10 protein-coding genes are annotated in these 13,907 nt (G+C 52.1%); 1 reads left to right on the top strand and 9 read right to left on the bottom strand.

The features are described from left to right. Positions 1-68: 68 nt before the first annotated feature. The 3 genes from AH68_RS07695 to AH68_RS07705 all read right to left on the bottom strand — a co-directional run bounded on the left by AH68_RS07695 (position 69) and on the right by AH68_RS07705 (position 5,033). Positions 69-1,715, bottom strand: a complete 1,647-nt coding sequence (locus tag AH68_RS07695; protein ID WP_039199097.1) for a glycoside hydrolase family 43 protein — start codon at positions 1,713-1,715, stop codon at positions 69-71. A 283-nt stretch (positions 1,716-1,998) separates the two neighbouring features. Then, complete coding sequence (locus AH68_RS07700; protein ID WP_039199099.1) at positions 1,999-3,213, bottom strand: glycoside hydrolase family 5 protein; 1,215 nt, start codon at positions 3,211-3,213, stop codon at positions 1,999-2,001. Positions 3,214-3,707: 494 nt separating this feature from the next. Continuing rightward, entirely contained in the window at positions 3,708-5,033 is a 1,326-nt protein-coding gene (locus tag AH68_RS07705) for an MFS transporter (protein WP_039199101.1), read from the bottom strand. Between the two features lie 355 nt (positions 5,034-5,388). Here AH68_RS07705 and AH68_RS07710 point away from each other — a divergent pair, with 355 nt between their 5' ends. Continuing rightward, on the top strand, positions 5,389-6,015 hold the full coding sequence (locus tag AH68_RS07710) for a TetR/AcrR family transcriptional regulator (protein ID WP_039199103.1): 627 nt from the start codon (positions 5,389-5,391) through the stop codon (positions 6,013-6,015). 20 nt (positions 6,016-6,035) lie between these two features. On the opposite strand, the gene AH68_RS07715 is transcribed toward AH68_RS07710, so the two are convergent. The 6 genes from AH68_RS07715 to AH68_RS07740 all read right to left on the bottom strand — a co-directional run bounded on the left by AH68_RS07715 (position 6,036) and on the right by AH68_RS07740 (position 13,732). Then, a complete protein-coding gene (locus AH68_RS07715; protein WP_039199105.1) occupies positions 6,036-8,162 on the bottom strand; it encodes a beta-galactosidase in 2,127 nt (708 codons plus the stop codon). 285 nt (positions 8,163-8,447) lie between these two features. Continuing rightward, positions 8,448-9,641: a histidine kinase gene (locus AH68_RS07720; protein WP_052189192.1), complete on the bottom strand. Its 1,194-nt coding sequence runs from the start codon at positions 9,639-9,641 to the stop codon at positions 8,448-8,450. Continuing rightward, positions 9,625-10,296, bottom strand: coding sequence for a response regulator transcription factor (locus AH68_RS07725; protein ID WP_039199107.1), 672 nt, complete (start codon positions 10,294-10,296; stop codon positions 9,625-9,627). Before AH68_RS07725 ends, AH68_RS07720 begins: the two co-directional genes overlap by 17 nt. Positions 10,297-10,407: 111 nt before the next feature. After that, complete coding sequence (locus tag AH68_RS07730) at positions 10,408-11,214, bottom strand: DsbA family protein (RefSeq protein ID WP_039199109.1); 807 nt, start codon at positions 11,212-11,214, stop codon at positions 10,408-10,410. Positions 11,215-11,650: 436 nt separating this feature from the next. Next, entirely contained in the window at positions 11,651-12,280 is a 630-nt protein-coding gene (locus AH68_RS07735; protein WP_039199110.1) for a TetR/AcrR family transcriptional regulator, read from the bottom strand. 180 nt (positions 12,281-12,460) lie between these two features. Beyond that, on the bottom strand, positions 12,461-13,732 hold the full coding sequence (locus AH68_RS07740) for a glutamate-cysteine ligase family protein (protein ID WP_039199111.1): 1,272 nt from the start codon (positions 13,730-13,732) through the stop codon (positions 12,461-12,463). Positions 13,733-13,907 lie beyond the last annotated feature (175 nt).

Consider the following 13,907-nt stretch of genomic DNA (forward strand, 5'->3'; position numbering starts at 1 on the left):
GGCCGCTCGGAATCGGATCATGGCCGGATCAGGGTCATTGAATGATCGTGGTGGCCGCCCGGGCGGGATCAGTCGACGGGCTTCGTCTCATCCGCCTCGTAGTCGAAGAAGTCGAAGTCGGCAGTCTTCTCGTGCAGCGAAGCGTCGGTAACGGCAATACCAACCATTGTGCCCGTGAATTCGCCAAACTTGCAGTACTCGTCAGAGAAGGTGGTAATGTCGAAATCCGGGCCAATCTTGGTCCATTCCTCGCCATCATAACCCCACTCGAACCAAGTACGACGACCTTCGATATTCAAACGGAAATAGATCGGCTTGTCTTCTACAGCAACACGGGTGTCAAGCATTTCCGTCTTGTCGCCATTCTCAAGACGCACGATCGAAATCGCGCTGCCGCCAAGCGTCTGCGAATAATACTTGCGCAGGAAAATATTATTCATGTTGTCGTAGTAGATGGTCAAGCCAGCGCTGTGCTGGTAGACTTCCGGCTCGAACTCCATCTTGGTGGTCACCGTGGCATACACGCTCGTCAGCTTGCGAGTAAGCAAGCTCGTACGATTCAGCGAGGCAAGCGATTCCTCACCACGAATACGTAACCAGCCCGGGCGTTCCGTAGCATTCGCAAACGTACTCGGCATCTGACGCGGCGAGTAATACCAGTTACCCAGTTCCCCACTATCGAAATCGTCAAGGCCTGGGATTTCCGGCATCGACACATCTGGCAGATTCGGCTCCTCGACTTCAATCTTTGCCAGATTAGAACCATCGGCCATACGCAACCAACCATCAGGCGTCCACTGCATCTTCTGAATGGCGGTTTCACGGCCAAGCGTACAACGCAATTCCGGCACGAACGGACGGCTGGTCAAATGCACCAAATAGGTTTCGCCATTCGGCAGGTCAACATACGAGCCATGCCCGGACTTCTGCAATACGGAATCCGGGTTGAAATAGCGCGGCTTCAAATGATCGTCATCAGCACGCTCATTCGACTCCTTCGGCTGCGAAGTGACGAGCGGACCATTCGGATCCGGCTCATACGGACCCCACACATTACGGGAACGTCCCATGGTCACAGAATGGTTGTAGCCAGTGCCACCCTCAGCGCACATAATGTAATACCAGCCGTCACGCTTGGTCAGATGCGGAGCCTCAATGCAGCCACGATCAGTAGCGCCACGCCAAATACGCTTCGGATAGCCAACCACATGCTTGGTTTCCGGATCATATTCCACGCAGCAGATCACACCCGGCTTCTCATAGCCTTCGCGGGTCTCCCACTCCAAGCTGACAATATACTTCTTACCATCATCGTCATGCAGAATGGACGCATCGAAACCGGAGGAAGTCAAATACACCGGCTCGCTCCACGGGCCTTCAATATTCTTCGACTTAATAAGATAATTATTCACATCGAAATAGCGCGCATTCATGGAATTCATAACACCATAAATCACGTAGAACATGTCCTCTTCCTCACAATACGTGAGGCATGGAGCCCAAATGCCCTTAGCACTTGGCAGCTTGGTGAGGTTCGGATTCGTATCATCAGTAAGCACGTGGGTGAGCAACTCCCAATGCTTCATATCCTTCGAATGGTAAATCGGAATACCCGGGAACCATTCGAAAGTAGAGACGGCAACATAGTAGTCGTCGCCTTTACGGCAGATGGCCGGATCAGGATTGAAGCCTTTAAAAATAGGATTTTGCAGCATTATCTCTCCTTTGATTTCTGCTTTTCTTTTTTCGTTTTTTACTTATTGCGATTTTGCTTTAGTTATTGCGGCGCCCGCCGCTTACTGCAGTGTTGTTTGGTTACTGCAGTGTCCGCCGGAGTCTGCGATGCTCTATTGCTGACACGCTCCAAGGCCGCTCTGGCCAGTCTTTACGGTCTTCAACAGAGCATCGCAGACTCCGGCTCGTAACGCTTTTGCGTTACGTTGCGTTGCACTTACGTTGTGTTACGCAAGTTGATGTTTTTAGTGAGTTTTTCCTTTTTTAAAGGATGGGAGGGAGGGGGAACCAGGATTGGGCTATGCAGCGGCCTAGGTCCCAAGCGTCCCAGCCGATCCAGCCAGGGGTGTTGACCGTGTCGGTGAGCAGCTTGTAGTTCCAGTAGTAGAAGCCGCTTCCGTTGCTCCATGCTTCAAGCTGCGACTTGGCGACGCCTTGGTAGAGCGCACGCTTTTCTTCGGCACTGAGCGTTTCCGCCCGCGCACCTTCCTCGCCATTGAGCACGCTCTGGCCGCCGTGGGTGTCCACACCACAGCCGACCGAGTTGAACAGGCACCACTCGCCCACAATCACCGGGAAGTATTCGCTCATTTCGGCGACCATCGGAGCGTACGTGTTGCGCACGAAATCGTCGTAGCCTTCCACGGTCTGCGGGCAACCCATCATTTCCGCGGCCATCAAGTACTGGTGGGTGTCGAGGATCACGTTTTCGAACTCTGACGCAATCTTGCCATCTGCGCCACGCATGAAGTCCTTCCACTGTTCGATATCGAATCCATCATGGAATACCACAGCCTTATCAGTCGGCAAAGCACCTTTGTCGACGTCGCGCAGGCGACGGTATGCGGTGATGTAGAAGTTCTTGAGCCAGTCGAATTCAATCGGACCGGTGCCTTCCGCAAGTTCGGCATCGACGGCCTTGTATCGTTCGGTCACGTTCATCATCGGCCAGGACGTGGTGGTGTTCGGCTCGTTGATGATTTCAATGCCCATCAGCGCTTCCCTATTGCCATAACGCTTGGCAAGACGCTCGAGCACACTAAGCACGAATTCAACCTCTTCCGGCAGTTGTGCCCACTTGCACACACCGGAAATACCGCCATTGTCGAAACCGTTCTGACTCATCGGAGCGGTATGCAGGTCGATAAGAATGGTCAGACCGTACTTTTCAGCCCAACTGAAGGCCTTGTCAAGCTCATCAATACAACCAATGAACGGTGCTCGATCGCCGAAAATAAAATACGGTACCGGAATTCGTACAGAATTCAATCCCCATGATTTAATGGTGGCGAAGTCACGTTCGCTGATGTATTCCGCACGATGCGTTTTGATGCGCGCCTCGTACACGGCCGGATCGAGTTGCGTCGGCAGATAGTATTCGTCATCGGCAGTGGTTCCGTCGAACAATGCCGGGTTCATCCACTTTTCCAGAACCAGCCAGTTACCCAGGTTCACACCCTTGATGGAATTGAGATCCATATGCACTCCTTTGTACGTTTTCACCATAGTTTCTATTACTTAGTAACTACTTAGTTAAGTGATAATACATTTTTCTTCTCTGCGCAACTCGTAACGAAAAAGCGTTTGCCCACGGCGACCAGTAACCAATCACCACAGGCAAACGCCCTGCAACACAACACCGGCTTGCGAAGGTGGCAGGAAGAGAAGGGAAAATCCACCACCCGGCATTCAACAAACCGTTGCCGCAACCAAGCCAACGCGTTACGCACACATCCGCGTCAGCCGGCGACTCCCCATCAGTCCAACACGAACGTGTTGAACGAACGCGGAGCAAGCGTCACCTTGATACCACGATCGGCATTGCAAGGATCAGCAAATTCAAAACCCTCGGCATCGTCACAAATCCTTCGGATTCATCAATTTGCAATTGTTCGCTTCCTTACGGAAAACCCCGGACCCAATCGAGAAGGGGAAAACGATGGATCCGGGGCAATCATTCAAGGAAGGATTACTTACTTGACCTTCTTGATGGCCATGATGAAAAAGCAGCCGATGATGGCAAGGGCAATGGCGGTCGGGAAGGCGAAGTTGTAGCCGAGGCCCACCACGATGGTGGACATGATGACCGGGCCACACATCTGACCAAGGGTGGTACCCATGTTCAGAATGCCCAAATCCTTGCCAGCTTCTTCCTTGTTCGGCAGCACGTCGACGAGCAGAGCCTGATCGACTGCGGAGTAGACGGCGTAGCCGAGGCCAGCGATGCCCGCGAACAGATACATGCCCAGAGTGGACGGGATCAGCCACGGCATGGCGATACCGATAGCGAAGAGCACAGAAGCTACGACAACCGGGACCTTACGACGGCCGATGATATCAGAAACCGGGCCGGAGATGAAGGAGCCGACCAGAGACATGACCATCATGATCATGGAGACGACGGACACGGTGACGGCTGATTCCTTAACGGACTGGCCGATGTAGTTCTGGATGATGTAGAGCTGGTAGACGTTGATCATCTGGTAGCTCATGATCATGCAGAAACGGCCGGCGAAAGCCTTGTAGAAGTCGTGGGCGCCAGCGAACTTCGGCGGACGGAAGGATGCGAGGACGTCCTTGAAAGAGCCTTCTTCCTTTGTCAGGAAGTCAGCAGACTGTTCCTTCGGCAGAATGATCACTGCAACGATACCGCCGAGAAACATGAGCACGCCTGCGACGGCGAAGCCGACAGTCAGGTTCTCGATGAAAAACGCACCGATCATGGTACCGATCGGAGCACCGATGGTGGAGCCTGCACCATAGAAGGCTGACATGGTGCCACGGATGCCGGAAGGCACACGGTCAGACAGCACGGCGACCAGCGGGGCGATCATGCAGTTGAGGCCGAACATGCAGGCGCAGTAGAAGATGGTGAGCATCACCGCGTTATGCGTGGTGCCGGTCAGGAACAGGGTGACGCCACCGAGCACCGCACCGAAAACGATCCACGGAGTACGACGACCGAACCTGGATCGGGAACGATCGGAGAAGTTGCCGAACATCAGGTTGGCAACCAGGGACGCCACTGCGGTGAACGCATTGACGATACCAACGAGAGCGTCCGGATCGGCGCCTTCGATGGTCTTGTAGTGCATCGGCAGCAGCACGGCGGAGACGATGCCGAGGCCCGACATCCACAGCACGCCGAACAGCAGGAAGCCTGCGCCGAAACGAATGGTGTTGACCTTGCTCAGTGGCTTGCCGGTTTCAGGAGACAACTGCGGATCCTTGTCTGCAGCGGCGATATTGGCGTTATAACGCGCCAAACGTTCCTCTTTGCTTGCGATTGCTTCACTCATGAAACCCTCTCCTTCGATTCATGTTTCAGTAGTGTTTTCTGTGATATTCCTGTTTTCCGATAGGGCTTCTCTGCCCAGTCAGCTAACTACCACTTGGTAAATAGCTGGTTTTCATCATAGATGCCCTTTCGAAAAAGCACAAGTCAGACGTGATTTCCCCGACGGCAGTGTCTTCCGAATGGCAATCCACAACGATTCGCCCCATGCAGCAACTTCAGTTTTTATTACTTAGTAACTGCTTAGTTAAAGCATATTACAATCTCTTGTATCTGTCATTTTCCGGCGTGTCCCAATGTTTCCATCACACTTCCTCTCCCCCTTCTTGTAACTTAGTAAGCACAAGAAAGGAGAGCGCATGCATCGCCGCACCGAAAGCAAACCCAAAAAACGAATGAGTGCAGAAGACCGTAAGAAAGCGATTCTCGAAACCACGGTATCCTTCATCTCACAATTCGGTTTCTGGGGCTTCACCATTCGTGACGTGGCACAAGCTCAGAACATCACCGAAGCAGGCCTCCTTTACTACTTCAAATCCAAAGAACAACTCCTTGAAGAAACCCTCAAATACGCCGATCGCACCAACCAGATCGCCATTGCAGAGCATCTTGGCGTCGACGGCGTGACCGGCGAAGTCCTGCAAGACGGCATCGCATACCATTGCGATCTTGGTCTTAAAGCCATCTCCACAGGCACCGTGGAAACCAACGCCATCCGCCCCGAAATGGTTCGTCTTTACACCCTGCTCGAAAGCGAGGCCTTAAGCAAAGACCATCCGGTGCACGAGTATTTCGAACAGCGCGAAATCAATCTGCTGAAGGAATACACGTTCGCAGCCGAGCGAGATGGCGTTGCCGATCCGGAACGCACCGCACTGCAGGTACTGTCCGCCATGGAAGGACTGCAATTGCGCTGGCTCAACGGATCACACGATGTCGATTTCGTTGGGGAATGGAAGGCCATGATCGACCTTCTCATTCCCTAATCGTTCTCTTTTCGCCGATTTCAGCCGGCGATCACCGCAACATTCCAGCGGCCGATCGTCAGCGGATCGCCCTGCTTGACAGCAGCACCTTCCTTCAGCGCGACTTCAGCAGTTGCAGCCTCATCGACGTTGCCGTCAGTGGCGATGGCAACCGGGGCAACCACCACTTTACCTGCGACCGGGCTTGCAACAGTAACCTCATCAGCCGAATAGTTGAGCAAATAGGTCACGTTCTCGCCGCGAGCGTTTACGCCCTGACGAACTGCAATCTGACCTGCGAGCGCGGTTCCGGCACCGGCGACACTGGCATGCTCCACAGCTTCGCGCATGACCGCACGAATGGAATCGGCGTTAAGCAGGGTGGCGACCCACTCGGCGTCGCCCTTGCCGAACGCGTGACGTGTGACTGCGGCGTAATCCTTCCAAGCGTAGTGACCGTAGGATGCGAGCACCTCGGTATCGGCGTCGGCGTTCAGCAGTTCGATCAGCGCTTGGGCGTCAGTGGACGCGGTTTCGGCGAGCGCACCTGCGAATTCCACGGAAACATGACCGTTCGGGCGGGTGAACTGGTTGTAGGTCATACCGAACACGTCGGTGAGATTGTGCGGAGCACGGTCGGACCACACGGTCACTTCATCGTCGGACACAAAGGAACGCATGGTGGAGACCAAGTGACCGCCGTTCTCAACGAACGCGCGCAGACGATCCGTGGTTTCTTGGGATGCGCAGTAGAGTGCCGGGGTCACGATCATCTCGTACTTGGCGAGGCGTTCGGCCGGAGCGTCGGACGGCACGAAATCGCATTCGACGTTGAGCTCGAACAGCGCGTCATACACGTTGCGTACCACGTCGTTGTACTTGAGGTTGCCGCCGAACGGGAAGCCTGCTTCGATGAGGAACCAGTCGAGCGCGGTAAGCGACTCGTTGCTGACCATGATGGCCGCCTTGTTCTGCTTCTTCAGGTGAACGAGGCGCTCCCCCACTTCCGGCTTGCCGACTTCGTGTCCGAACACGCCTGCCTCGCGGTAGGTCGGGTTCGGTTCGAGGTCGTGACTCAGCAGACCCTTCCAGTAGGTTTCGAACGAATTGTGGATGGAATGCCAATGCCAGTATTCCACCATGTCAGCGCCGGAGGCCAAGTGCGAGTAGGCCTGCAGACGGAGCTGTCCCGGGAACGGAACCCAGCCATGCTGACCCTGCGCTTCGGTTTCGAGCACGAGGAAGTTCTTGCCGTCCTTGGTGGAACGGGTCATATCGCCGCCGAATGCGATTTCCTTACCGGTCAGATCGTCTTCGGTCGGGTGGTAGATGTCAACGCCGGTGATGTCCACTGCGGTTGCGGCCTTGAAGTGGTCGACGGCCGGCTGCACGCCGAAGGAATAGCCACGCCATTCGAAATCGAAATTGTGGGTGATGAACTGGTCGTCATGAGCGTATTCGCGCACAATATCGGACTGCCACTGCAGGAAGGCACGCACCTGATCGCGACGGAACTTGTCGAATTCGCCGCCGAGGGACTCGTTAATCGTGGCGGTCACATCCGGGAAGTCCTCCCAGGAATTGATGCGGTTCGACCAGTAGTCAAGACCGAAGTGATGGTTCAGCTCGTTCAGATTGCCATCGAACTTCTCATACAGATACTTGATGAACAGGCGCTGCATGTCGTTGGACACGGAATCGTAGTACTTGGTTTCGTTATCGACCTGGTAGCCGATCACTGCCGGATGGTCGGCAACGTGGGAGATCAGCTTGCGGATCACGCGTTCACCGTAGAAACGGTAGGTGGCATTGACGATGTCCATGATCTGGCGTGCGCCATACTTGCCTTCACCGTTCGGGGTGACTGCGAGCACGCTCGGGTCAAGCTTGACGAGCCAGCTCGGCACTGCGTAGGTCGGGGTGCCTACGATGACGTCGATGCCCGCGCGCTGTGCTGCGTCGAGTGCGCGGTCAACGTAAGTGAAGTCGAATACTCCCGGCTGCGGTTCGCAGGTACTCCACGTGGATTCGGCGATGCGAATGACGTTCAGTCCCGCTTCCTTCATCATCCTCATGTCTTCATCGACGCGGTCGATGCCTTTCATCATGAGGTACTCGTCGTAATATGCGGCACCGAAAAGAATGTGATCCGCCTCGTAACGACTCATGGATCCTCCATCGTCTTCATTGACTTGTTACTGGTTACTACTTATTTCTGCTGTTTCTGCATCTAAAGCTGTTTTATATTGCCTGCGATATCTCCGGAACATATCCTTAGAACATTCGTATCTAACAGCCATTAGATATAAGAAATCTAGATCTTCCCAATTTAGTTGTCAAGAACCGCATAATTTCAGGCGTGTCTTACCTAACAACTATTAGATAAAACATTTCCTTAGTCGACAAATACCCAAATCAGCACCAACAAATGCGCCAAACACTTCATCGCTGCATCATTGCTGCCCACCAGCAAATTTCAACACATCACCCGCCATTGCGACAGGGAAACAGGCATGAAAATGCCACGTATCCCCCTCGGAAGACGTTCGAACAAATCCTCCTACAGATTCAATCCAACGCTTACGCAAAGCCAAACCCTTTTTCGACAACGGCTTATCAGGAAACAAACTTCGTAATGAAACATCATTCACCGAATCCACATGAACCCAATTATCATCATGCACACCAACAGCAATGTAGTACGTGCCCTCAGGACTCCCATGCACGGCAATATTTGTATACAATTCATGAACTAAAGAAAGAATCTCTCGAACATAATTACCGTCAAGATTATTCAAATTATCTATCTCTATTTTCGTCTGCCCATGAAATCCAAGTTCTCGTAAAAAAGCATCCCCCTGTCCGCCGATACCCCGTAATTCAGCAAGGTAAGCGTGTTCATCCTGTTTAGACTCTTGCCGATCGCTGCCATGCATCATGTCAACAACATCCCGCACCTCATGCAAGGTTTCAACAACAAGCGTTCGCAACTTTCTCATCTCATGTTTGTCGGACGGATTCTCAGCATCCAACATAAATCCATCCAGCACAATCGCCATATATGTCAAATTACCTGCGATTGAATCATGAATTCGACCAGCCAACATATGTTCCCTACGCAAATATTCAATATGCTGGCTGAGCTTCTCATATTTCAGTTCATTTCGCCGAGCCTGATCAACAAATTCTTTCCACGCGAGTGATTTTCCAATAAAAAATGCGAAAAACATAACAAAAATCAGCATGACGTACTCGTTCAACGGCACACCGTCAGCATTAAACCGCCACATTCGAACCGTCGACACCGCCAACGGATACAGCACGCCCCACCACGATGTGATCCGCATTCCCACATATCCCAAAGCCAGCCAAGTCCCCCACAAAAGACTGGGTCCGCCATCATCAGGAATGAAACAGCATGCCACAAAAGTCAAAAGCACAATATTGCAGCACACACGGGGTCTCCATGGCATCAATACAAGAGACAACACATGCACGCACACGAACAAAGTTGTCGCCGCACCTACGGGAGGGAATATCAACGTTTCCGCAACAGTCATGGCAACGCAAACCACTATCAGCAAGTATTGAACATGATTAACGCACCACGACGCCAACGACTTCAGCTTGTCAGTTTTCACGCCCATCCATTTCCATCCATCGAATCACCGCCTGCGTTCTGTTCTTAGCGCCCAATTTCCTCATGACTCTTCGGACGTACGTTTTCACAGTAGGCTCCCCAATACCAAGCTTGGCACTAATTTCTTTTGAGGTGAAACACAAAACGCACAGCTGCATCACTTCCCTCTCCCGCTGCGAAAACGCCTCGCAAACACCCTCTTTCCACCCTTCATTCAGCAGTCTTTCATGTGACTCCTGCGCATTTTCAGAAGACACATATTCAGCATTCGGACGCCGACCGTTCGCAAGTTCACACAAAGTCTGGCAAAGGCCTCTCACATCCGCCTTGTCAACAAGGCAATCCGCTCCGTTTTCCAACGCGGACGCGCCGTAGCGTTCCAGAGAGAAAGCCGTCATGCCCACCAGCGCGATGCGAGCGGTTTCCACGCGAATACAGCGGCAAACATCACAACCACTCATCCCCTCCAAAGACATATCCACCAGTAACACATCAAGTTGCGTTTTTGGATCAAGACCCTTTCGTACCGCCGTCGCACCATCAGACGCAGTCCAGCACACATCCGCCAGCGGAAGAATCCGTTCGACCATCAGCTTCATGACGCCAAGCGTGAGTTTGTCATTATCCACGATGCCGATTCGTATTCGCTTACCTACATACATGCATTCGCCTACCTACACACATTGCCGCCCGCATGCAAAGCATAATTCTTCAATATTTCACTCAGCCTGCTGCATCAACTCAATCAAACATCTCAACTCACGGTTGTAATTCTAATTCCTGATTGAGTTCCCGATTTCACTCTTTTTCGACGTTAATTCATGCACGAAATCATTCGATAAATCATCAAGCGAAAGACCATCCATGGACCATATGTTGCCATCGATACGTATCAGAGGAGTTGCGAATCCTTCCTTGCCAACAGCAATCAAATCATCTCTCGTGATTGTGTAATTCGTAGCGTACGTCACCCATCGAACATACCGTCCATCAACACTCTTCTTCGCTATCGAGGAAGGCACACCGGCCTCTTTCGCCCATTGAATTATTTCTTTATCTGGAACTGGTGCGTAATTTACTTCTGATGGTTGATTGCTTTCATCATATATTTTCGCAATAAACTTGATAATATGTTCGGGATCATGTTCCGAAATATAAGCAATAGCGCTCGACACTCTACTCGAGTAGGTGTCCGTCGATTTTCCATCCAAAAAGTTCAGAGGATGAATTTCTATTTTGATTTGCCCTTCTTCATACATTTTTTCGAGCGTATCGTTAAGAATTCGATCAACCTGCCCACATGCCGGGCACAAAGGATCCAAATAGATCTCCACCGTGGGAGCTTGCTCCTCTGAGCCTACGAAAGACGCCAAACCACCTTGCTTCGTGGCATTTGAAGGCTTACTTTCGACATTTTGCAACAAATCGTAAGCTCCGCCAACATCATCACGATGCTTTTCCACTGTCCCCTGGAGGAAAAACCCCACAAACGCAACAATAATTAGAGCTGCGATAATGCACGCAGTGATGAGCAACGCAAACCGCTGCTTCTTCTTATCTGACTTGGTTCTTTGGAACATACAATGCCGATCTTCATACGCTACAGATTCCTACGGCACCATTATGTCCATCCCCATTTCCCGACCGCCCATTCCATCACCTCTTGTCATCTTCAGATGACAGCACCACTACACCTGGCAGCCGTTCACGCTGCCTCAAACACGCTTCAAACCCAACATTTCACCCATAACTCGCTTATATATGGCAGAATCACGGATCCGACAGGAGACATCTCGACTATATATGGCAGACCTTCCCGGAACAAAGCCAGTTCAGGGGTATTAAAAGGCCTTTTCACCTACTTGACCCGCCATATATAGGCGAGATACAGGCCAATCAGGCTCTCACAACACCACCACACACGGCTCTAAAACTTCCAGTCAGAGGAGGAATCACCCCATTTATGCGCCTTTTAGCGTCCCTATTCTTCCAAGGACGCTGAGGGAGTCATGCGGCTTAGCGGTAGCCGTCCCAGATGGGCGAGGGGAAAATCATCTTTTCGAAGACAAGCCATTCGTCGTAGAAGTCAATGGGCGGCTGGCGGAGCCAACGCAACTGAATGCCGTCCATTGCCTCCAAACTTTGCCTCACGTATGCCCGCATATTCTCCCAACCACCAATTTCAGGCGGCAGCTTCCAAGTAAAACTCGAATAATGCTCCCACACGTATTTCGGTCGATTCTCGAAATAGTCATGCAACGGATGATCCTCGCTGAACGACTCGGTTTCCAACACCATGTATAGCTGCAACAAGCTGCGTCGGCTCGCATTGTAGCGAACCAAGAATCGCAAGTAGGCGGGGAATAGCATGCCTTCCGGATCACTGCCGGGTAGTCCCGACTTCGCAAAATCAGCAGGAGTACCCTCCTGATCGTAATTGTCGGTGACCAACAGCGACAGCAACCGTTCCTTGTTGCCGATGTAATGCAGCAATCCAGGCTGGCTCATGCCAATCGCATCAGCAATATCTTTCAACGATGTACCGTAATACCCCTTTTCCCCGATAAGACGGCTCGCCGCAGCTATGATTTCCTTCTTACGTTCCTCAGGCGATTTCCGAACGCGCTTCTTCCCCTCATTACCCATACGGAACAGTGTACTATCTACCGTTCATTAGACAGGCGAAATCGTATCAAAACACAGCATTTCCAATCGCCACATAAAAACGAGCCGATCTTCAACAGACCAGCTCGAAATTACATTCAAAACCACTTCGAGATCACATTCAGTCAGCCTCAGCCAACCAAAAAAATTCAAAAAGCAGTTTTACTTCTGGAACACGTCAGGATGCTTTGGATCGCCGGGCTCGTCGGCAAGCACACCTTCGAGCCCTAAGAATTCCTGCCAGAATTCCAGCGAATTGCCATACGGAGCGGCCTGATGTCCACGCGCCTGCAGGTTCGCCTTCGCCTCAAGCACGTCTTCCTCGCGAATGCCATCGAAATACGATTCGAGACGCTCACGGTTCGTTGGATCATAGAACAGCGATCCGATGATTTCCGTCAGTCGTTCCGCACGCGCTATCGGCAGTGAATCCCAGTGACGGAATTCAATGAAGTTCTTCAGACGGACATCATTGAAATGCGTGGAAATCACATGATTGATCTCATATGCGTTGAGTTCTCGATCAGGATACACGTCGTTAGCATTCTCATAGAATGCAGGATGATGCAGATCAGTTCCGGGAGTTTCCAACGCTTCCGGAGTGTGCGTCAGATCAGCGAACATCATCGGCGTGCTCAACACGTCAACCGCATAATCCTCCCAACCGAAGCGAGGGTCAAACAATCCCGGAATAACGTTCGTGCGCTGCAAATCCAAATAATCCCACATGCGTTGGCGCAGCAACGGATACGGGTTCTCCTGCCCCTCGAAATACGGGGTGTTACGGAAGAACCAGGCGAGAATCGGGCCGACCACCGTGCCCAAACGCAGTTTAGAAATCGCATCCTGTTCGGAAACATAGTCGATGCTGACCTGCGTCGAAGCGGAGCAACGCATCATGCACGGACCGAACTGGCCGACGCGCCCCAAATACGCGGTCATCGCCTTGTAACGGTCCTTCGGATTGACGGGAATGTCGGCATAGCCGGACTTCGGCTGATACCCGTAATTGACCAAGCGAAAGCCGAGATCGTCAAGCACAGGATCGACTTCGCGGCGGAACGCTCCGTAAATCGTGCGCAGATCTTCCGGCTTGTGCAGAATGCCCAGCGAGCATTCCAGCTGACCGCCCGGCTCAAGCGACACGGAAATACCTTCGCGGCCAAGGCCAACAAGCCTGCCGTTCTCCCAGTATTCCTTGCTTTCGTCGTAATACGGGCGAATACGGTTCAGTAACGCCTCGATGCCGTTCTCCTCGTAATAGTTCACGGCGGTATCATCGCTGTTATGTACCGGCAGATGCTCGATTTCCACACCGAAACCGCCGGTTCCGCGTTCTTGGCAGCCTGATTCGAAGAACTTGACCAGACTTTCCACATGCTTCGGATTCGGCTCGGTAAGCAGGTGTGCATAAGAAATTCGTGGCGTTGTCATGTTGGCAATCCTATCGAAACTCATTGATGAGCACGGCGCGATTGCTATACGAAAAACTGATAGCCAACTCTTGCGTATCCCGAATCGAATACACAATTTCGATTAAAACAGACATGCTCTGCAAAGACGACCAATAATAATTAACAGCTGTCAATAAAGTCAGAAGCAATTACCA

This window comes from Bifidobacterium catenulatum PV20-2, assembly GCF_000800455.1.
GTDB lineage: Bacteria > Actinomycetota > Actinomycetes > Actinomycetales > Bifidobacteriaceae > Bifidobacterium > Bifidobacterium kashiwanohense_A.

What these genes read in the sequence shown, in the direction of transcription:
- AH68_RS07695 (WP_039199097.1), bottom strand. Translation starts at nt 1,715, where the DNA reads ATGCTGCAAAATCCTATTTTTAAAGGCTTCAATCCTGATCCGGCCATC.
- AH68_RS07700 (WP_039199099.1), bottom strand. Translation starts at nt 3,213, where the DNA reads ATGGATCTCAATTCCATCAAGGGTGTGAACCTGGGTAACTGGCTGGTT.
- AH68_RS07705 (WP_039199101.1), bottom strand. Translation starts at nt 5,033, where the DNA reads ATGAGTGAAGCAATCGCAAGCAAAGAGGAACGTTTGGCGCGTTATAAC.
- AH68_RS07710 (WP_039199103.1), top strand. Translation starts at nt 5,389, where the DNA reads ATGCATCGCCGCACCGAAAGCAAACCCAAAAAACGAATGAGTGCAGAA.
- AH68_RS07715 (WP_039199105.1), bottom strand. Translation starts at nt 8,162, where the DNA reads ATGAGTCGTTACGAGGCGGATCACATTCTTTTCGGTGCCGCATATTAC.
- AH68_RS07720 (WP_052189192.1), bottom strand. Translation starts at nt 9,641, where the DNA reads ATGGGCGTGAAAACTGACAAGCTGAAGTCGTTGGCGTCGTGGTGCGTT.
- AH68_RS07725 (WP_039199107.1), bottom strand. Translation starts at nt 10,296, where the DNA reads ATGTATGTAGGTAAGCGAATACGAATCGGCATCGTGGATAATGACAAA.
- AH68_RS07730 (WP_039199109.1), bottom strand. Translation starts at nt 11,214, where the DNA reads ATGTTCCAAAGAACCAAGTCAGATAAGAAGAAGCAGCGGTTTGCGTTG.
- AH68_RS07735 (WP_039199110.1), bottom strand. Translation starts at nt 12,280, where the DNA reads ATGGGTAATGAGGGGAAGAAGCGCGTTCGGAAATCGCCTGAGGAACGT.
- AH68_RS07740 (WP_039199111.1), bottom strand. Translation starts at nt 13,732, where the DNA reads ATGACAACGCCACGAATTTCTTATGCACACCTGCTTACCGAGCCGAAT.